General features: G+C 75.8%; 20 protein-coding genes. 8 read left to right on the top strand and 12 right to left on the bottom strand.

What is annotated here, in order from left to right:
- Nucleotide 1 precedes the first annotated feature (1 nt).
- The 3 genes from DMP17_RS34820 to DMP17_RS34810 form a co-directional block, all read right to left on the bottom strand.
- Nucleotides 2-661: a biliverdin-producing heme oxygenase gene (locus DMP17_RS34820; protein ID WP_226364853.1), complete on the bottom strand. Its 660-nt coding sequence runs from the start codon at nt 659-661 to the stop codon at nt 2-4.
- 100 nt (nt 662-761) lie between these two features.
- Nucleotides 762-1,361 (bottom strand): TetR/AcrR family transcriptional regulator, encoded by a 600-nt coding sequence (locus DMP17_RS34815; RefSeq protein WP_226357570.1) that lies wholly within the window; start codon nt 1,359-1,361, stop codon nt 762-764.
- 40 nt (nt 1,362-1,401) lie between these two features.
- Nucleotides 1,402-1,887 (bottom strand): peroxiredoxin, encoded by a 486-nt coding sequence (locus tag DMP17_RS34810; protein ID WP_062395851.1) that lies wholly within the window; start codon nt 1,885-1,887, stop codon nt 1,402-1,404.
- Between the two features lie 252 nt (nt 1,888-2,139).
- On the opposite strand from DMP17_RS34810, the gene DMP17_RS34805 reads away from it, so the two are divergent.
- Nucleotides 2,140-3,075 (top strand): type IV toxin-antitoxin system AbiEi family antitoxin domain-containing protein, encoded by a 936-nt coding sequence (locus tag DMP17_RS34805; protein WP_337831765.1) that lies wholly within the window; start codon nt 2,140-2,142, stop codon nt 3,073-3,075.
- A 100-nt stretch (nt 3,076-3,175) separates the two neighbouring features.
- Here DMP17_RS34805 and DMP17_RS34800 read toward each other — a convergent pair whose 3' ends face one another.
- Together DMP17_RS34800 and DMP17_RS34795 are read right to left on the bottom strand one after the other, a co-directional pair.
- Nucleotides 3,176-5,077, bottom strand: coding sequence for a primary-amine oxidase (locus tag DMP17_RS34800; protein WP_337831764.1), 1,902 nt, complete (start codon nt 5,075-5,077; stop codon nt 3,176-3,178).
- Nucleotides 5,074-6,600: an APC family permease gene (locus DMP17_RS34795; protein WP_337831763.1), complete on the bottom strand. Its 1,527-nt coding sequence runs from the start codon at nt 6,598-6,600 to the stop codon at nt 5,074-5,076. The genes DMP17_RS34800 and DMP17_RS34795 overlap by 4 nt, the downstream gene beginning before the upstream one ends.
- Nucleotides 6,601-6,832: 232 nt before the next feature.
- Here DMP17_RS34795 and DMP17_RS34790 point away from each other — a divergent pair, with 232 nt between their 5' ends.
- Nucleotides 6,833-8,236, top strand: coding sequence for an APC family permease (locus tag DMP17_RS34790; protein ID WP_337831762.1), 1,404 nt, complete (start codon nt 6,833-6,835; stop codon nt 8,234-8,236).
- The gene (locus DMP17_RS34785; protein WP_226357565.1) at nt 8,233-8,982 is read left to right on the top strand and encodes an IclR family transcriptional regulator; all 750 of its coding nucleotides are present in this window, start codon (nt 8,233-8,235) and stop codon (nt 8,980-8,982) included. Before DMP17_RS34790 ends, DMP17_RS34785 begins: the two co-directional genes overlap by 4 nt.
- Before the next feature lie 27 nt (nt 8,983-9,009).
- Here DMP17_RS34785 and DMP17_RS34780 read toward each other — a convergent pair whose 3' ends face one another.
- Together DMP17_RS34780 and DMP17_RS34775 are read right to left on the bottom strand one after the other, a co-directional pair.
- Nucleotides 9,010-9,396: a DUF6319 family protein gene (locus DMP17_RS34780; RefSeq protein WP_308016635.1), complete on the bottom strand. Its 387-nt coding sequence runs from the start codon at nt 9,394-9,396 to the stop codon at nt 9,010-9,012.
- 51 nt (nt 9,397-9,447) lie between these two features.
- Nucleotides 9,448-9,606 carry a hypothetical protein gene (locus DMP17_RS34775; protein ID WP_337831761.1) on the bottom strand — a complete coding sequence of 53 codons (159 nt, stop codon included), beginning with the start codon at nt 9,604-9,606 and terminating at the stop codon, nt 9,448-9,450.
- Between DMP17_RS34775 and DMP17_RS34770 the strand changes: the two genes are divergently transcribed.
- Nucleotides 9,592-9,972 (top strand): VOC family protein, encoded by a 381-nt coding sequence (locus DMP17_RS34770; protein WP_226357564.1) that lies wholly within the window; start codon nt 9,592-9,594, stop codon nt 9,970-9,972. The genes DMP17_RS34775 and DMP17_RS34770 overlap by 15 nt on opposite strands.
- A 3-nt stretch (nt 9,973-9,975) precedes the next feature.
- Here the strand turns inward: DMP17_RS34770 and DMP17_RS34765 are convergent, their stop codons facing one another.
- On the bottom strand, nt 9,976-10,623 hold the full coding sequence (locus DMP17_RS34765) for a TMEM175 family protein (RefSeq protein WP_226357563.1): 648 nt from the start codon (nt 10,621-10,623) through the stop codon (nt 9,976-9,978).
- A 70-nt stretch (nt 10,624-10,693) separates the two neighbouring features.
- Between DMP17_RS34765 and DMP17_RS34760 the strand changes: the two genes are divergently transcribed.
- Complete coding sequence (locus tag DMP17_RS34760; protein WP_337831760.1) at nt 10,694-11,710, top strand: alcohol dehydrogenase catalytic domain-containing protein; 1,017 nt, start codon at nt 10,694-10,696, stop codon at nt 11,708-11,710.
- Here DMP17_RS34760 and DMP17_RS34755 read toward each other — a convergent pair.
- Nucleotides 11,695-11,943 (bottom strand): hypothetical protein, encoded by a 249-nt coding sequence (locus DMP17_RS34755; protein ID WP_226357561.1) that lies wholly within the window; start codon nt 11,941-11,943, stop codon nt 11,695-11,697. The two genes, DMP17_RS34760 and DMP17_RS34755, sit on opposite strands and share 16 nt — an antisense overlap.
- Nucleotides 11,944-12,099: 156 nt before the next feature.
- Here DMP17_RS34755 and DMP17_RS34750 point away from each other — a divergent pair, with 156 nt between their 5' ends.
- Nucleotides 12,100-13,407: an MFS transporter gene (locus tag DMP17_RS34750; RefSeq protein ID WP_226357560.1), complete on the top strand. Its 1,308-nt coding sequence runs from the start codon at nt 12,100-12,102 to the stop codon at nt 13,405-13,407.
- A 78-nt stretch (nt 13,408-13,485) separates the two neighbouring features.
- Here DMP17_RS34750 and DMP17_RS34745 read toward each other — a convergent pair whose 3' ends face one another.
- Nucleotides 13,486-14,460, bottom strand: a complete 975-nt coding sequence (locus DMP17_RS34745) for a threo-3-hydroxy-L-aspartate ammonia-lyase (RefSeq protein ID WP_226364857.1) — start codon at nt 14,458-14,460, stop codon at nt 13,486-13,488.
- A gap of 135 nt (nt 14,461-14,595) precedes the next feature.
- Between DMP17_RS34745 and DMP17_RS34740 the strand changes: the two genes are divergently transcribed.
- Complete coding sequence (locus tag DMP17_RS34740; protein ID WP_226364858.1) at nt 14,596-14,994, top strand: excalibur calcium-binding domain-containing protein; 399 nt, start codon at nt 14,596-14,598, stop codon at nt 14,992-14,994.
- 10 nt (nt 14,995-15,004) lie between these two features.
- Nucleotides 15,005-15,859, top strand: a complete 855-nt coding sequence (locus DMP17_RS34735) for a class F sortase (RefSeq protein WP_337831759.1) — start codon at nt 15,005-15,007, stop codon at nt 15,857-15,859.
- Nucleotides 15,860-15,984: 125 nt separating this feature from the next.
- Here DMP17_RS34735 and DMP17_RS34730 read toward each other — a convergent pair whose 3' ends face one another.
- Together DMP17_RS34730 and DMP17_RS34725 are read right to left on the bottom strand one after the other, a co-directional pair.
- Complete coding sequence (locus DMP17_RS34730; RefSeq protein ID WP_337831758.1) at nt 15,985-18,633, bottom strand: ATP-dependent RNA helicase; 2,649 nt, start codon at nt 18,631-18,633, stop codon at nt 15,985-15,987.
- A 16-nt stretch (nt 18,634-18,649) separates the two neighbouring features.
- Nucleotides 18,650-18,808, bottom strand: a complete 159-nt coding sequence (locus tag DMP17_RS34725; RefSeq protein WP_337831757.1) for a hypothetical protein — start codon at nt 18,806-18,808, stop codon at nt 18,650-18,652.
- Nucleotides 18,809-18,829 lie beyond the last annotated feature (21 nt).

The following is an 18,829-nucleotide window of genomic DNA, read 5'->3' as shown; positions in this document are numbered from 1 at the left end:
CTTAGGACGCCAGCGGCTGCGCGAGCCCGACCTCCTCGGCCATCTCGGTGAGGACGGCGATGTTCAGCTCGAAGGCGTGCACCGCCTCGGCGAGCAGCCGGTCGCGCTGCGCCGGGGTCCAGGCCGCGTCGTCGAGCAGCGCGCGGTAGCGGGTCCGGAACGCCGACGGGCTGCCGAGGGACTTGAAGTCGTAGAACAGCCGTCCGGGGCCGTCGATGCCGTAGGTGCGCTGCAGGATCTTCCCGACGATCTGGCCGCCGGCCAGGTCACCCAGGTAGCGGGTGTAGTGGTGGGCCACGAACAGTGCGGGGTCGGTCGCGGCCTCGCGCAGCCGCGCCACGTAGGCCGCGGTGGAGGGCAGGACCCGCGGGACCCCGCCGCCGAGGGCGTCGAGGTCGGCGTGCAGGGCGGGCACCCGGCGCAGCTCGTCGATCACGAACGGGGCCGCGACCGGGTCGGCGGCCAGGGCGTCCCCGGCCTCCTCCAGCGCGGTGTAGATCGCGATGTACTGCTCGGCGAGCAGGGTGTAGGCGTCCAGCGGCAGGGCGCCGTCGAGCAGCGCGCCCATGTACGACGAGTGATGTGCCCGCTCGTGCACCGCCCAGGTGGCCTGGCGGAGATCGGCGGACAGCGTGCCCGTGATGGGGGTCGTGGCGTCCATCGGCCCTCCCGTGACGTGACGTCTGGTGCAACGGCACGGCGCCGGATCTGACACCGTGTCAGATCACGATGGTAGGGCCCCGACGCGGGTAAGGCTAGCCTCAGTCGCGCGCAACCGTCGAGACCGCTCGCAGCACGGCCGCGACCGCCGTCCCGATCGAGGCGTCGAGCTCCGCCGGGTCGACGTCGACGATCCGCCTGCTCGACAGCGCCCCCGCCACGACGGCGGCGAGCACCCGGGGGTCGTCGTCGACCATGCAGCCCTGCGCCGCGCCCTCGCGCAGCACCGCCACCAACCGGTCCCCGATGGGGTCGGCGTGCGCGGCGATCCGGCGGTAGGCGGCCGGGTCGAGGGCGCCGGCCAGCGCCTGGCCGGGCGGGAGGTGGAACTCGGCGAGGCGGCGCAGCTGCAGCCGGGCGAAGGCGGCGAGCCGTTCGCGGGGGTCCGCTGCCTCGGCGAGCGCGGCGTCGAGCTCGGCGACGTAGCGCTCCGCCTCGTGCTCGACGAACGCGACGAGCAGGGCCTGGCGGTCGGGGAAGTGGTTGTAGAGCGCCGAGCGCCCCACGCCGGCGGCCGCGGCGACCCCGGACAGGGTCACCGTATCGAAGCCGCGTTCGTAGAGCTGCACGCGCAGGGCGTCGAACACCCGCTCGCGCACCTGCTCGCGGTGCGTCGCCAGCGAGCCCAGGACCTTCGGCACGCGGGCCAGTGTAGGCCCGCGTGCCGGTCGGCCCGGAACCTCAGAGCTGCGCTAGCACCGACTCGACGCCGGAGATCTCGACGGTCGGCGGGACCGGCTCGACGCCGATCCAGCGCACGACGCCGTCGGTGATGATCGCGGCGTAGCGCTGCGAGCGGGTGCCGAGGCCGAACTTCGACCCGTCCATGTCCAGACCGGCGGCCTTGGCGAAGTCGCCGTTGCCGTCGGCGAGCATGAGCACCGCGTCGCCGGCGCCGCGGGACTCGGCCCAGGCCTCCAGGACGAACGCGTCGTTGACCGAGGTGCAGGCCACGGTGTCGACGCCCTTGGCCTTGAGCTCGTCGCGGCGCAGGACGTAGCCGGGCAGGTGGGTGTCGGAGCAGGCCGGGGTGAACGCGCCGGGCACACCGAACAGCACGACCGTGCCGGTGCCGAGCACCGAGGCGCTCTGCACGGGCTTCGGGCCCTCGGCGGACGGGGTCATCAGGGTGACGTCGGGGATCTGGTCACCGGCGGCGAGAGCCACGGGTTCCTCCTGGTGCTGCGGGGTGGAGCGGTCGGGACCGACCCTAGTCCGCCACCGCCCCGCCCGGCCCCGCGCCGTCGTCACACCCCGCCCTGGCATCCGGCACCGCCGCACAGGTTCGGGCGCCGCCGCACAGGTTCGGACCCGTGCGGCGCGTACGGAACCCGTGCGGCGCCGGGGCGGCGGTCGCGATCGTGAACGGGATGGGCCGGATCGGGCGTGGTGGGGGCGGGGAACGGGTTCGGTGGGGGCATGGACGGACCCCTCCCGGCACACGGTGTCCGGTTCCGTGCGGACCTGCGGGCGGCCGGCGTCGACGACGGCGAGATCGGCCGGGCGCTGCGTCGCGGAGAGCTCGTACCGATCCGCCGGGGCGTCTACCTCGACCACGGCGACCCGGCACTCGTCGACGCCCGCGTCCGGCACCGGGCCGCGGCCGGTGCGGCGCTCGAACGCCTCGGCCCCGGCGCCTACGCCAGCCACGTGTCCGCGCTCGTCCTGCTCGGCATCCCCTTCTGGGACCTGCCTCTGGACCGCGTCCACGTCACGCGTGACCGCTCCCACGGTGGTCGTCGCACCCGGGACCTGCACGTCCACCCGTCCTCGCTGCCGCTGGAGCACCGTGGGCGAGCCGGCGGGCTCCCCGTGACCGGCCCGGCCAGGACCGTCGTCGACATCGCGCGGAGCTGCGGCGTCGAGCGCGGGCTGGTCGTCGCCGACCGCGCACTGGCGCAGCGGTCCGGGAACCGACCGCCGCCGACGACGCCGGAGGCGCTCGCCCGGGTGGCGTCCGGTGTGGCGGGCCGGACCGGCATGCCGCTGGTCCGGCGCGTCCTGGCGTTCGCCGACGGCCGCTCGGAGAGCGTCGGGGAGACGCGCAGCAGGCTCGCGATCGCCGTCGCCGGGCTCCCCGCACCGGTCCTCCAGTGGCCCGTGGAGGTGGACGGCCGGCGGCACCGGACCGACTTCGCGTGGCCGGAGCACCGGGTGGTCGGGGAGTTCGACGGCCGGATCAAGTACGGCCGATCGGCGGGCCCGGGCCAGGACCCGGCGCAGGTGCTGTGGGAGGAGAAGCTGCGCGAGGACCGCATCCGGGCCGCCGGGTTCGTCGTCGTCCGCTGGACCTGGTCCGACCTGACCCCCTTCACCGCGACCGCCTCCCGCCTGCGCGCGGCACTCGGTCGCTGACGACACCGGCGCCGCACACGTCATGGACGCGCCGCACAGGACAGAACCTGTGCGGCGGCGACACGACCTGTGCGGCGCCGGCTCGGAGTGGGGCGGACGGTCAGTGGCAGCTCTTCGGCGCCGGCGGGACGTCGAGGGTGGGGTTGCGGTCGAAGAACCCGGCGGGCTTCAGGACGAAGCCGGTGTAGTCGACCGGCATGACCGGCCAGTCCTCCGGCCGCGGGAAGTGGGTCAGTCCGAACGTGTGCCACAGCACGACGTCCTGGCCGTCGAGGTCGCGGTCCGCGGCCACCCAGGACGGCAGCCCGTCCCCACCCGGGTTCTGGTTGACGAAGTCACCGGCCGGGTAGCGCTGCGCCGGGTCGTAGCGGGTCACCCACAGCGCCTTCGAGGCGAACGTCGCCCGCGCGTGGATCGACGACGCCGGGTCCGCCAGCAGGGTGGGCTGCCCGTGCGGGTGCAGGACGTAGCCGACCGGCCGTCCCAGCGCGTTGGTCTTCTCGGTGTTCACCACGTGCCAGACCCGCCCGGACCCCGGGTCGGCGTCCCGCTGGGCCTGCGACTCCGAGGTCAGCCGGGTCGCCGAGCGGGCGAACGCGTTGCCGTAGGCGTTGCCCTCGCCCATCGGCACGCGGACCGCCTCGACCTCCTCGACGGCGTTGGCCGTGCCGTCGACGGTCATGTCCAGCCGCGCGGAGAACAGGTGCTGGTGGAACGGCGCACCCAGGCCGGGCGCGACCTCGGTGGCGTACTCGCCGGGCGTGCCGGAGGTGAACACGATGCCGGTCGCCTTGCACTCCAGCTCGATGGTGCCGTCGAGGTAGAGGTACCAGTAGAAGCCGTAGTCGTAGTTGCCGATCGGGGTGAAGAACGAGATCACCAGGCGACGCTGGCGGCGCACCTCACGGGCGCCGGTGAAGATGTCGGTGTGCTTCCAGAGGACGCCGTGGTCCTCCTCGTGCATGCAGATGGCGTTGCTGATCGTGCGCGGGTTGCCCAGGTCATCGGCGACGACCGCGTCGAGGTAGTGGATGTCGCCGAGGCAGTCGCAGCCCAGCTGCAGGGAGTCGGCGTAGCGGGCGAACATGTACTCGCCGCAGTCGAAGTAGTTCTGCCAGAACCGCACCGGCGCCGGGTCGGCGTAGGGCACGACCATCTCCGCGACCGAGGCGCGGTAGCAGATCGGGCGGTCGTCGAAGGCGATCTGGTGCAGGGTCAGGCCCTCGCGCTCGTTGAACCCGACGCGCAGGTCCCACTTGCCCCAGCGGACCCGGCCGTCCTCGACGGTGAACGAGCGTCCCTCGGGCTGGGTGATCTCGATCGGCTTGAGCGAGGTCATGTGCTCACCCTGCACGGCCGGGTCGTCGAAGTTGCCGCTGGTCGCGGGCACCGGCACGACACCGGTGTCGATCACCCGGTCGACCGTGCGGGCGGTGAGGTCGACGTAGGCGACGAGCCCGTCGACGGGGTGCGCCCAGGCGTGGTCGGCCTCGTGGTCCTGGCGGAACCCGAAGGCGCGGGCGAGCCGGCGGCCCTTCTCCCCGGGGATGTCGTAGACGCCGGCCGAGAGCGGCACGGCGCGCACCGAGGCGGGTTCCAGCCCGCGCTTCTCCAGCGCGGCGAGCCAGTCCGGTGAGGCGTTCAGGACGTCCTCGATGAACTCGAACTCCGAGTCGATGATCGGCGGCTGCCCCTCCCGCTCGGGCTCCAGCTCGCGGCAGGAGACCAGCTCACGACGGGCGACCGAGACGACCGTGTCGTGGGAGCGGCCGGTGCCCAGGTCCAGCAGCACCGCGCGGAAGCAGCGGTCGGTGTCGGCGCCGTCGGAGTGGGCGAGGACCTCGGACTTCGGCGGCTCCTCGGGGGCGAAGAACGCGAAGCGGACGTTCTCCTCGAGCAGCCCGGCCGCGGCGAGGACCTCGCGGACGACGGTGACCTCGGCCTCCGTGGTCGGGGCCAGCGGGTGGCTCGCGGTGGTGCGCGGCTCCTGGACGGCGGTCATCGGGTCTCCTCCTGGAGGTCGGTTCCGGCGGTGTCGTGCCCGGTGTCGTTCCCGGTGACGGTTCCGGGCGCGTCGAGCGAGGGCAAGGTTTCGGGGCGGGCACCCGTGAATCGGGTCAGGACCGTTCCGAGTACGAACGCGGCGACCAGGACCCCGCCGATGGCGGTGGCCAGCGCGGGTGAGCCGCCGATGAGCGTCGGGAAGTTCGCGACGGTCAGCCACAGGCAGACCAGCAAACCGGCCAACCCGAGCGCCGGGGCCAGGACGGTGTGCCAGAACCGGGTGTCGACGCGCGAGCGGCGGAAGTACACGAGCACCGCCGCGCAGGTCAGCGCCATCAGCGCGAGCACCCCGAGGGTCGCGGTCCCGGCCATCCAGGCGAACACCTGGGTCACCGGGTCCATCCCGGTCACCGCGAACACCGCGATCAGCGCCAGCGCGGTGCCCGACTGGGCCGCCGACGCGGCGTGCGGCGACGCGTGCCGGGCGTGGCTGCGGCCCAGCGCGGCGGGCATCGAACCGGCGTTGCCGAGGGCGAACAGGTAGCGCGAGAGCACGTTGTGGAACGACAGCAGCGCCGCGAACAGGCTCGTGACCAGCAGGACCTGGGCCAGGTCACCGCCGACGGGGCCGAGCACCGCGGTGATCGTCGTGACGATCATGTTCCCGGGGTCCTCGGTCGCGCGGGCCACGGCGCCGTCGTCGCCCCAGGCGGAGACGACCGCCCACGACGACAGCGTGTAGAACGCGCCGATCAGCACGAGGGCCAGGTAGGTCGCGCGGGGGATGGTGCGCTCGGGGTCGCGGGCCTCGTCGCGGAACACCGCGGTGGCCTCGAACCCGATGAACGACGCGATCGCGAACATGATCGCGATGCCGAGCGAGCCGGACAGGAACTGCGACGGCACGAACAGCGCCGTCGAGCGGCCGGAGCCGAGCCCGCCGGTCGCGGCGACGACGGCGTCGAACACCAGCACGATCGCGACCTCGGCGACCAGCAGCGTGCCCAGGACCTTGCCGGACAGCTCGATGTGGCGGTAGCCGAGCACCCCGGCGACGACGAGCGCCACGGCCGCGTAGAGGTACCAGGGCAGGGCGGGCCCGCCGTAGTGCTGCACCAGCGCGTCGACGGTCGCGCCCAGGTAGCCGTACACCGCGGCCTGCACCGCGGTGTAGGTGACCAGCGCGAGGAAGGCCGACCCCAGGCCCGGCGCGGCACCGAGCCCGCGGGCGACGTAGGCGTAGAACGCGCCGGCGCCCGGCACGTGCCGCGACATCGCGCAGAAGCCCACCGCGAACAGCAGCAGCACCACCGCGCACAGCACGAACGTCATCGGGAACGCGGCACCGTTGCCCGCGGCCAGCCCCAGCGGCACCGTCCCGGCGACGACGGTCAGCGGCGCGGCCGCGGCGACCACCATGAACACGATCGACCCGGCGCCCAGCGTCCCGCGCAGACGGTGCCGGTCCGCGGGCTCCGGGGACGGCGACGGTGGTGACGGGCGGGGCGCGGGTGCGCTCACGGTTCCTCCTGGCGGTCGGGGCGGACGTCGGGTGCCGGGACGGTGGCCGGTGTCGCGGACCGTGCACAACGCCGGATCCCGTGTGGTGCGAATCACCGGCCGTGGTGTTCCCGCACTGCGGGAACGGCGCCGGAGTTTTTCTCGTTCGACCCGTCGTCGCTGGTCATGGCGTCGACATGGGGAGCTAGTGTCCGCGGGCGAGGATCACCGGTGAGGGCGGGGAGGGGGCGTCGTGACGTCGTTGCGTGACCGGTCACCGGTGCACGGTCTGGCCCGGCGACGGCTGGGCCCGGCCGACGTCGCGGCCCAGTCGATCGCCGGATCGGCACCCTCGGCGGCGATGGCGGCCACCCCGGTGATCGTCGCGGGCATGGCCGGGGCGGGAACGGTGTGGTCGTTCGTCGTCGCCGGCGTGCTCGCGCTGCTCGTGGCCGCCTCGGTCTCCCGGTTCACCCGCCGGATGGCGGCACCCGGCGGGATCTACACGCTGACCGCGCAGGGCCTCGGCGCCGGACCGGCGTTCGCGGCCGGGATCGCGACGCTGGCCGGGTACCTGCTGCTGTGCGGCGCGGCGATCGCGGGTGCCGTGGCCTACCTCGGGTCGCTGTGCGGGCCGTGGGCGACCGGGCCGCTCGCGTCGGCACTGCTCGCCGTCGCGGTCGGCGCGGTGGTGACCGCGCTGGTCGTGCGCGGGGTACGCCCCGCGGCGCGGGTGGTGCTGCTGGTGGAGGCGGTCGCGGTCGCGGTGCTGGTCGGGGTGTTCGTGGTGCTGCTCGTGGGCGGCCCGCTGCCCGGCACCGGCACGCCCGCCCCGCCCGCCGGCCCGGGTGCGGTCGCCGCGGGCGTGGTGCCCGCGCTCGCGGCGTTCATCGGGTTCGAGGTGGCGACCTCGCTCGGGGCCGAGGCCCGGCGCCCGTTCCGGTCGGTGCCGCGCGCGGTCACGGCGACCGCGGCGGTGACCGCGGTGCTCTACGTCTTCGCGGCCGCGGTGCAGGTCGCCGGGTTCGCCGCCGTGCCGGGCGGGCTCGCCGGGCAGACCCAGCCGGTGCAGGTCCTCGCCGTCGCGCGCGGCTGGTCCTGGATCCCCCCGCTGCTCGACGCCGCGCTCGTCCTGTCCTTCCTCGCCTGCGCGGTCGCGACGGTCACCGCGCTGTCGCGGGTGCTGTTCGCCCTGGCCCGCGACGGCGTCGTGCCCCGCCCGCTGGGGCGCACCCACCGCCGGTTCCGCACCCCGCACGTCGCCGTCGGGCTCGGGGCACCCGCGGCGACGCTCGCGGTCGCCGTACCGGTCGGGCTGGGCGTCCCGGTCGGGACGGTGCTCGCCGCGCTGCTCGGTGTCGCGACGGTCGGGTTCCTCGTCGGCTACGCGCTGGTCTGCCTGGCCGCGCCGGTGTTCCTGCGCCGCATCGGCGAGCTCACCCCGGCCGCGGTCGCGACGGCGGTGGTGGCCGTCCCGTCGCTGGTCGCGGCCCTGGTCGCGTTTGTCGTCGTCGCCCCGGCCACCGGGATCGCGCTCGCCGTCGCGCTCGCGGCCGGTGCGGTGTGGGCCGTGGTGCTGCGCCGCCGCGGGCGGCTGCACGACCTGGGCGTCTACGACGAGACCGTCGCCTCCGACGTCTGGGGGCGGGCCCGGTGACGGTCGACCCGGCGCCGATCAGCGGACGCCAGCCGCGGGCCGTGCGGACCGCGCTCGCGGTGCTCGAGGAGGTCGTCGCGGCCGGGCCCGGGGTCACCGCCAAGGAGATCTCGACGGCGCTGCGGCTGCCCCCGGCGACCACCTACCGGGTGCTGAACCTGCTCGTCGGCGAGGAGTACCTGGTCCGGCTGCCCGACCTGCGCGGCTTCGCGCTCGGGCGCCGCGCCGCGCGGCTGTCCCCGGTCGCGGTCCCGCGGCTGCCGACCGCCGCGCGCACCGTCGTCGACCACCTGCGTGGCCGAGTCCGTTGGGGCGTGCACCTGGCGATCTTCGACGGCGCCCGGCTGCAGGTCCTCGACCCGGACCCGGACCACCCGCCCAGCGACGCCGACCTGCTCGCCCGGCTGCCCCAGGCCTCCGCGCTGGGCAGGCTGCTGCTCGCCGAGCAGCCCGACTGGCGGGCCCTGGTCCGCGACCTGCGCCCGGTCACCGACCGCACCGTCACCGACCCGGACGCGCTCGACGCCGTCCTCGACGCCGTCCGCCGCGACGGCCTGGCCGCCCAGACCGGTCAGCTGCGCCCGGACCGCGGGTGCCTGGCCGTACCGGTCCGTTCGCCCGCGGACGGGGCGCTCGTCGCCGGGCTCGCGCTGTCCGGCCCGGCGACCCGGGTCGCCGACCCGGATCCCGAGCTGGTCACCCTGCTGCGCGAGCACGCCACGACGCTGGGGCCGCTGCTCGGCTGAGCCACCGCGCCGGTCACCCCGGCGGGGTCACTGCTCCAGCTCGGCCAGGTCCTTGCGGGCCTGCTCCAGCTCGGCCTCCAGCTCCGCGACCCGCGCGGCCTTCGCCGACCGGGCGCCCTCGATGAGCTCGTCGACCGGACCGGACAGGTCGGCGTGCAGCGCCGCGGCCGCCGCGGACACCGCCGACGCCGTCACCGGCAGGCCGCGGGCCACCCAGGTGGTGCCCTGCTTCAGCTCTGCCTGCCAGTCGCCGTCGGCGGAACCGCTGACGGTCAGGGTCATGGTCACGACCCGGGTGGTGCGGGCCGTCGAGCCCGGTGGCCTGCCCCGCTTCCGCTTCGGCGGCTCGGGCGCCGCGGTGCTCGCGGTGTCCGCGGGCGGGGTCTCCCCGCCGGTCGTCAGCTCGTCGTCCACGTGCGTCCTCGTCCCTCTCCACTCGGCTGCACGGCCAGGTACAAGGGTGATTCACGAACGCCCGTTCGCCGGTAGCGACCCGCCCGATTGGTCCGTGTGGGTGTCGACGTCCGACGCCCGGTCACGGTCCGGGGCGGTGGCGGTCACCCACAGGAGGATCTGCGTGCGGGCGGCCCGGCTGCCAGCATCGCGGGCATGCGCATCGACCACCTCGACCACCTCGTGCTGACCGTCGCCGACATCGACGCCACCGTCGCCTTCTACACGCGGGTGCTCGGGATGGAGGCCGTCGAGTTCGGCGGCGGGCGCCGCGCACTCGCCTTCGGCCCCAACAAGATCAACCTGCACGAGGCGGGGCGGGAGTTCGAGCCGAAGGCCGTCCGGCCCACCCCGGGCAGCGCCGACCTGTGCCTGATCACCCTCGACCCGATCGAGCAGGTCCGGCGCGAGCTGGCCGAGGCCGGCGTCGCCGTCGAGGTGGGGCCGGTCGAGCGGACCGGGGCCCGGGGCCCGTTGCTCAGCGTCTACCTGCGGGACCCGGACGGGAACCTGGTCGAGATCAGCAACGAGGTCTGAGCCTCACGCGGTGTCCGGCGTCCCCGCCCCCGCGCGGGCCCGCGCCGCGCGGTGCTCGGGGAACAGCCGCTCCGCGACCGCCGAGACCGGGACGGTCAGCAGCCAGGACAGCATCGCCCAGGTCGGGCTCAGCGGTGCGATCACCAGCGACGGGAGGAACGACACCACCGGCGCCAGCCCGTTGACCAGCGTGTGGCGGGCCTCGTCCGGGGTCACGTCGGCGCGGGTCAGGCGGCCGCGGTAGGAGCCGTAGGCCCACATGGCGGCGGAGAACGAGCCGATGACGACCAGGTTGGCCGCATAGAGCACGACGGCCGCGGTGCTGTCGCCGTGCCCGCCGAGCAGCGACGTCGGGAACGGCAGGAACGCGATGCCGAACAGGTAGCCGAGGTTGAGCGTCATCATCCGGGCGTCGGCGCGGTCGAAGCGGGCGAACAGCTGGTGGTGGACCGTCCAGTACCGCCCGATCACCGCGAAGCTCAATGCGAAGGTGAGCATCCGCGGCAGCAGCTCCACCAGCTGCGGGGCGACCGGGCCCGGGCCGATCTCGGCGTCGGTCAGCGGCAGCACCAGCAGCGTGATCGCGATGGCGAACACCCCGTCGCTGAAGAACGTGATCCGTTCCAGCCCGACCTCGACCCGACGCCGCATCCCTGTCCTTTCCCCGTGCAACGGCGCTCATCGTGCCCTACCGGCCGCCGCGGACCTAGGCTGGTCCGTCGTGACGACCCCGCTCGTGCGCACCGTCCGCTTCCACGCCACGGGCGGCCCGGAGGTGCTGCGGATCGAGCGGCTGCCGCTGCGCGACCCGGGCCCGGGGGAGGTGCGGATCCGGGTGCACGCGGTCGGGCTCAACCGCTCCGAGGTCAACTTCCGCCGCGGCACCTACCTCGACGCCCCGGTGCTCCCCGCGGGCCTGGGCAGCGAGTGCTCGGGCACCGTGCTCGGGACCGGTCCGGGGGTGACGGGCTGGGCGCCCGGCGACGAGGTGTGCGTGATCCCGGCGTCGTCGCAGAACGAGCACCCGGTCTACGCCGACGAGGCCGTCGTGCCGGTCCGGTCGCTGCTGGCCCGTCCGCCCGGTCTCGACGACGACGGCGCCGCCGCGCTGTGGATGCCGCTGCTGACCGTGTGGGGCATGACCCGCCACGCCGTCCGGCTGCGGGAGGGGGACCGGCTCGTGGTCACGGCTGCGGCGAACAGCATCGGGGCCGCGGCGCTGCAGGTGGCGCGGCACCTCGGGGTGCACGCCGTCGCCGTGGTGCCCGACGACCGGCACGCCGGGGTCCTGCGCTCCGCCGGGGCCGCGGAGGTGCTGACCGGCACGCCCGACGCCGAGGCGCTGCGGTCCGCGCTCGGCGGCGGTGCCGACCTGGTCCTCGACGCCGAGGGCGGGCCCGGCGTCGCCCGGCTGGTGCGGGCCTGCGCACCGGGCGGCGCGGTGATCGTCCACGGCGGGCTGTCCGGGGAGCCGACACCGCTGCCCGCAGCCGGGTACGCGCCGGTGTGGCTGCGCCGCTTCCACGTCCGCGAGGTCACCGGCGACGCGGCGGTGCTGGCCCGCGCCGAGGCGTTCGCCCGCGCCGGGCTCGCCGCAGGCACGCTCACCCCGCTGGTGGAGCGGGTCTTCGACCTGGACGACGGCGTCGCGTCCGTCGCCGCTGCGCACGCGCACCTGGAGTCACCGGACCGGGCCCCGGGCAAGCCGGTGCTGCGGACCGGTCAGCGGAACAGGTAGGCGCCCAGCAGGGCGTTCCCGACGCCGGCGACCAGGCCGAGGGCGCCGAGCGCGATCGCGACGACGGCGGTGCGCCCCGCGCCGCGGCGGCGGGCCGTGACGCCCATCCACATCGCGAACGCGCCACCGGCCCAGCCGAGCACGGCCAGGAGCAGGGCGCCGATCGCGGCGAGTGCGCCCAGGAACGCGGCCTGCCGGGCGAGGCGGTCGGCCTCGGCGGCGGTGTGCGGCACGGGGCCTCCTCGACGTCGGGGTCCCGACCGTAGCGGGGCATGGGCACGATCACGGTCGTTCGCATTGCTCATGACATGGGTTGCGTGATGCAATGTTCAACAGGTCCGATACGTCCATGATCTCTCCAGGGTCCGTTCCCGGGGAAAGGCGATGACATGTCCCGAACATCCGGTGCAGCGCACGCCCCCAGCCCGTTCCGTCAGCCCAAGGCCGTCTGGGCGGTGGCCTTCGCCTGCGTCATCTCGTTCATGGGCATCGGGCTGGTCGACCCGATCCTGCCGTCGCTGTCCGGGCAGCTGCACGCCACGCACGCCGAGGTCGAGCTGCTGTTCACCAGCTACCTCGTCGTGACCGCGATCGCGATGCTGGTGACCGGCTGGGTGTCGTCCCGGATCGGCGCGAAGAAGACCCTCATCACCGGCCTGGCGCTGATCGTGGTGTTCGCCGCGCTGGCCGGGGCGTCGTCGGGGATCTGGGGCATCGTCGGCTTCCGCGCCGGCTGGGGCCTGGGCAACGCGCTGTTCATCGCGACCTCGCTCGCGGTGATCGTCGGCTCGGCGTCGGGCGGGTTCGCCGGCGCGATCGTGCTCTACGAGACCGCGCTCGGCGTCGGCATCGCCACCGGTCCGCTGCTCGGCGGGCTGCTCGGCAACGTCTCCTGGCGGGGCCCGTTCTTCGGTGTCTCGGTGCTGATGCTGATCGCGCTCGTCGCGACCGTCGTGCTGCTGGAGCCGACGCCGGTCCCGACCCACAAGGCGACGCTCTCCGAACCGCTGACCGCCCTGCGCCACCGCGCGCTCGCGACGACCAGCGGGGTCGGGCTGCTCTACAACTGGGGCTTCTTCACCCTGCTCGGCTACGCACCGTTCCTGATGGGCGGGCTCGACCCGATCTCGCTCGGTGCGGTGTTCTTCGGCTGGGGCCTGCTCGTCGCGGCCTTCGCGGTGTTCGGCGCGCCCTGGCTCAAGGACCGCTTCGGCACCGCGCGCACCCTCTACGGCGCGCTCGTCGGCATCGCGGTCCTGCTCGCGGCCATCGGGCTGTTCGACGACGTGCCCGCCGTGGTGATCGTCGCGGTGGTCCTGTCCGGCATCGTGGTCGGTGTCAACAACACCCTGGTGACGACGGCGGTCATGTCGATCTCGCCGGTGCCCCGCCCGACCGCGTCGGCCACCTACGGGTTCGTCCGGTTCATCGGTGGCGGCCTCGCCCCGTTCGCCGCGGGCCTGATGGCGGCGGCCGTCGGCGCCTCGGTGCCGTTCCTGATCGCCGCGGTCGTCGTGCTGGTGGGGGTGGCGCTGCTGTCGACGATCCGCCGCGACCTGGACGCCGCCGACGCCGAGACCGAGCAGCCCGGCCCGTCGCACGAGCGTGCCGACGCCGAGGAGGCCGTCCGGGAGGTGCCCGGGCTGCCGACCGAGGCCGTGATCGCCGAGGACGCGCTGCAGCACGACCGGCGCTGAGTCCCCTCCGCCCTGAGCGGCCCCCGTCCGGACCGTCCGGACGGGGGCCGCTCCGTGTCGTGCCGCCCGGCGGCGCGGTCAGCCGGTGACGAGGGCGGCGAAGCGGTCCAGGTCGACGTTGCCGCCGGAGATCGTGACTCCGATCCGCGCCCCCGCCCATCGCTGCGGGTCCGCGGCGACGGCGGCCCGCACACCTGCGAACGCCAGCGCCCCGGTCGGCTCGACGAGCACCTTGTAGCGCGCCGCGAACAGCGCCATCGACTCGACCAGGGCGGTGTCGGGCACGGTCACGATGTCGGTGACGAGCTGCGCGATCACCGGGAACGTGTGGTCGCCGAGGTGGGTGGTGGCGGCGCCGTCGGCGAGCGTGCGGGGCTGCGGGATGCGCACGACGTGCCCGGCGCGCAGGGACTGCACGCCGTCGTCGCCGGCCTCGGGCTCGACGCCGTACACCCGGGCGTCGGGGGACAGGGCCTGCGCCGCGAGCAGCGACCCGGAGAGCAGCCCGCCCCCGCCGAGGCAGACGAACAGCGCGTCGAGCGGGCCGTGGTCCTCCAGCAGCTCCAGCACCGCGGTGCCCTGCCCGGCGATGACGTGCGGGTGGTCGTAGGGCGGGACGAGGGTGAGCCCGCGCTCCTCCGACAGCGCGGTCGCGATGGCCGCGCGGTCCTCGGCGTAGCGGTCGTAGCCGACGACCTCGGCGCCGTAGCCGCGGGTGGCGGCGAGTTTCGAGGCCGGGGCGTCGTGCGGCATCACGATCGTCGCGGGGACCTCCAGCAGCTGCGCGGCCAGCGCGACGGCCTGGGCGTGGTTGCCCGAGGAGTACGCGACGACCCCCGCCCGCCGCTGTGCGTGGGACAGCCGGGACAGCGTGTGGAACGCCCCGCGGAACTTGAAGCTCCCGGTGCGCTGGAGGTTCTCCGCCTTCACGAACACCTGCGCGCCGAGCTCGGCGTCGGTGAGCCGGGAGGTGAGGACGGGGGTGCGGTGGGCGTGACCGCGCAGGATCGCTGCGGCGGCACGGACGTCGTCGGGGGTGGGGAGAGCGTTCACCGGACCACCTTCCGCCGCCCGGCGGAGCCGGTTCAAGTCCGTTCGGATTCATTCACGATCGGGTGTAACGACCGACACGTCCGGATCGCTGCTACCTGCGTGGCTCCCCCCACGTTCCCCGGAAGGACACCCCCGATGCGCCTCCGCTCCCTGTCCGCCGCCGTGCTCCTCGCGACCGCGGCCGCCCTCCCGCTCGCCGGTACGGCCTTCGCCCAGGACCGCGACTGCAAGGACTTCGCCAGCCAGGCCGACGCACAGGCGGCCCTGACCCCGGGTGACCCCTACGGCCTCGACCGCGACAACGACGGTCAGGCCTGCGAGGACCACGACTACGGCACCGCCACCTCCACCTCCGACGACGTCGCGGCCGACAGCGTCGCCGCCGCCGGTTCCCAGGTCACCGCGACGCCGGTCGGTGGCGTCGAGGCCGGTGGCGGCCCGGCCGACGTGCTGCCGCTGGCGCTCGGTGCCGTCGTCGCCGGTGGCATCGGCGCGGTCGCGGTGCGGCGCGTCGCCGCCGGTCGCCGCGGCTGACCCCGGCACCGTGCCCGGCCCCGTCCTCCCGGCGCCCGGACCCGCCGCACCGTCCGGTGCGCGGGCCGGGCGCGGCCCCGTGGCCGGGGACCGGGCCGAGCGCGGCCCCGTGGCCGGGGACCGGGCCGAGCGCGGCTCTGTGGCCGGGGACCGGGCCGGGCGCGGCCCTGTGGCCGGGGACCGGGCCGGGACGGTGCGGCGCGGGAGCCCGGACCGCGGGCGACGGGCGCGGCGACGGGCCGGTGCGCTGCGCCGGGTGACGCGGGTGCTGGCGCCGGTCGGTGTCCTCACCGCCGCGCTGCTGCTCGCCGACCCCGCGGGCGCACCCGAGCCCGGGGCGACGGCCGTCGCCTCCGTCCCGGTGCCCGCTCCGGCGCCCGCGCCGGGCGCGTTGCTGCCGCCGGGGCCCGCGCCGCTGGTGCGGTCGGAGCCGGTCCGGCTGCGGGTCGACCGGCTCGGGCTCGACACCGTGCCCCGACCGATGGGGCTGACCGCGGACCGGTCGATGGAGGTCCCCGCGGATGCGGGCACGGTCGGCTGGTACACCGGCGCACCGACCCCCGGCGAGGTCGGGCCCGCCGTGCTCACCGCGCACGTCGACTGGAAGGGGCTGCCGGGCGCCTTCGCCGACCTGGACACCCTGGAGCCCGGCGACGAGATCCGCGTCGACCGCGCCGACGGGACGTCGGTGGTGTTCGCCGTGCGACGGGTCGGGCGCTTCCCCAAGGCGGAGTTCCCGACCGCCGAGGTCTACGGCGACCTCGACCACGCGGGCCTGCGGCTGATCACCTGCGGCGGGGTGTTCGACCGGTCGGCCCGCAGCTACGTCGACAACGTCGTCGTGTTCGCCGACCAGGTCCGCTGAGCAGTCCGCGCGCCCCCGCGCTCGTCGAGATGCAGCTCAGCGGGCCGTGGAGATCCACAATTCCCGCTGAGCTGCATCTCGGCGACCGGGCCGGCTGGACCGGGTCGCCGGGCGGGGCGCGGGGCTCATCTCCGGCGCCCGGTGCCCCGTCCCGGTGTCGCGGTCCGCGGGTCCTCGGGCCAGGCGTGCTTCGGGTAGCGCCCGCGGAGCTCGGCCCGGACCTGCGGGTAGGCGTTGTCCCAGAACGAGTCCAGGTCCGCGGTGACCGCCGTCGGACGCCCGGCGGGGGAGAGCAGGTGCAGCACCACCGGCACCCGCCCGTCGGCGACGGCCGGGGAGCCGGTCCACCCGAACACCTCCTGGACCTTCACCGGCAGGGCCGGGGCCGCGCCGGAGTAGTCCAGCGCGATCCGGGACCCGGTGGGGACGGTGAGCCGCTCCGGGGCCAGCTCGTCGATCCGCCCGGCGAGCCCGCCCACGTACGCGGCGACGTGGCGGCGCAACGCCGGGCCGGCGTCGACCCGGGCCAGGTCGGAGCGTCGCCGGGCGGTGGCGAGCGGACCGGCCAGCCACCCGGCGGGATCGGCGGCGGAGTCGAGCAGCGCCTCCTCGGACACGTCGGGCCACGGCGTGCCCAGCACCCGGTGCAGGAAGCCCAGCCGCTCGCGCAGTGACACCGCCCCCGCCGTCCAGCGCAGCAGCCCGGTGCCCTCGGCACGCAGCCCGGCGACGAGCGCGTCGCGGACGGCACCGGGGTCGGGGGAGCGGTCGGGCTTCTCCGACAGCACGATCGCGCCGAGCCGGTCGACGGTGCGGGCGCGGACGTCGCCGTCGCTCCAGACGGCCTCCGAGCCGGTGACCCGCAGCGGCGCGGCGGCCCGCAGCGCGGTCGCGGCGTCGGTGGTCGCGGCGAGGCGGACCCGGCCGTGGGTCTGCCCGGGGCGCCGGTCGGCGACGGCGACGGCCAGCCACTCGGCGTCGCGCAGCGGGCCGGGCGGGACCTCGACGGCGGTGCCACCGGTCATGAGGAACACCCCGGCCGCGGCGTCGCGGCGCCGGGCGAGCCGCTCGGGGTAGGCGAGCCCGGTGACCAGCGCGACGAGCTCGGTGCCCGGAGTCCCCTCGGCGCGACCGGCCCGTTCGCGCGCACGGCCCGGGGCCCCGGCGGCCGGGCCGGAGCGGACCCCGGCTCCCGGCGAGGTGCCCGGCGACACCGCGCCGGTCGGCGAGGCGGCGGCCGCGGGGGACGAGGCGGAGAACGAGGCGGGGGACGAGGCGCGGGCGCGGCGCAGCGCACCGGTCAGGCGGTCCCGGTCCCCGCGCCACCGCCCGGCGCCGGGGGCGTCGCCGGAGCGCAGCCGGGCCAGCGCGGCGGTGAGGTCGTCGGCGGGACCGGCGAGGGTGTCGTCGTCGAGGACGGCGACGATCCCGGCGACCTCCCGCGGGTCCCCACCGGCGGCGACGCCGTCGAGCAGGGCCCTGGCGAGGCGCGGCTGCAGGCCCAGCGCGGAGATCCGCAGGCCCCGCTCGGTGACCGCGCCTCGCGCGTCGATCGCGCCGAGTGCGGTGAGCACAGCGCGTCCGGCGGCCAGCGGACCGGGCGGCGGGGCGTCCCACCAGCGCAGACCGCTGCCGTCGGGGGTGCCCCAGACGGCGAGGTCCAGCGCGAGCGCGGTGAGGTCGGCGGTGCGGATCTCGGGGTCCGGGGCATCGGCGAGGCCCTCGCCCTCGGGCCAGCAGCGGTAGGCGAACCCGGGTGCCTCCCGGCCGGCGCGGCCCGCGCGCTGGGTCGCGACCGCGCGCGAGACCCGCCGCGTCACGAGGCCGGACAGCCCGCGCCGGTGGTCGGTGTGCGGGACCCGGACCAGGCCGGAGTCGACGACGGCCCGCACACCGGGCACGGTCAGGCTGGACTCGGCGACGGCGGTGGCGAGCACGATCCGCCGCCGCGGCCCGTCACGCAGCGCCGCGTCCTGCTCGGCGGCGGGCAGCCTGCCGTGCAGCGCGAGGACGTCGGCGTCGGGTCCCAGCCCGCGCAGCGCGGACGCGGTCCGCCCGATCTCCGCGACGCCCGGCAGGAACGCCAGCACGCTGCCGTGCTCGAGCGCCCGCACGCACGTCCGGGCGACGGTGTTCTCGATCCGCTCGGTCCCGCCGCGACCGGCCCGGGCGGGCGGGACGTGGGTGACGGCGACGTCGTAGCTGCGGGCGGCGACCTCCAGCACCGGCGCGGGCCGGTCGTCGTCGCCCAGCAGTACGGCGGGGCGGGCCGCGTCGAGGGTCGCGGAGGTGGCGAGCAGCCGCAGGTCGGGCCGCAGCCCGTCGCGGGCGTCGAGCAGCAGGGTGAACAGCAGGTCGGCGTCGAGGTGACGCTCGTGCACCTCGTCGAGGACGACGGTGGACACCCCGGTCAGCTCCGGGTCCCCGGCCAGGCGGCGCAGCAGCAGCCCGGAGGTGACGACCTCGACCCGGGTGCCGGGCCCGGTGCGGGCGTCGCCGCGGACGCGGTAGCCGACCGGCCCACCGACCTCGGTCCCCAGCAGCGACGACATCCGGGCCGCGGCGGCGCGGGCGGCGACCCGGCGCGGCTCGGCGACCAGCACCGTGCCCTCGGGTGCCGGGCCGGAGCCGTCGAGCCCGGCCAGGGCGAGCGGGACGAGGGTGGTCTTGCCGGTGCCGGGCGGGGCGACGAGCACGGCGCCGCCGCGGTCGTCCAGCGCCGCCCGCAGCTCGTCGAGGACGGCGCGGACCGGCAGGTCGGGGAGTGGGGGCATCACTCCCGAGTATGGGTCAGGCCAGCCCGCTGTAGGACAGCACCATGATCACGACGACGGCGGCGGCCAGTCCGGCGGTGATCAGCAGCAGCACCCAGCCCGGCAGCGCGGTCTCGTCGAGGACGGGGGCCGCGGGGCGGTGGGTGGCGGCGGTGGTGGCGGTGGTGGCGGGCATCGTTGCTCCTGCGGGTTCGGA

The organism is Pseudonocardia sp. TMWB2A, assembly GCF_017312135.1.
Note: the sequence above shows the minus strand (reverse complement) of the source record. Positions and strands in the feature narration are given on the sequence as shown.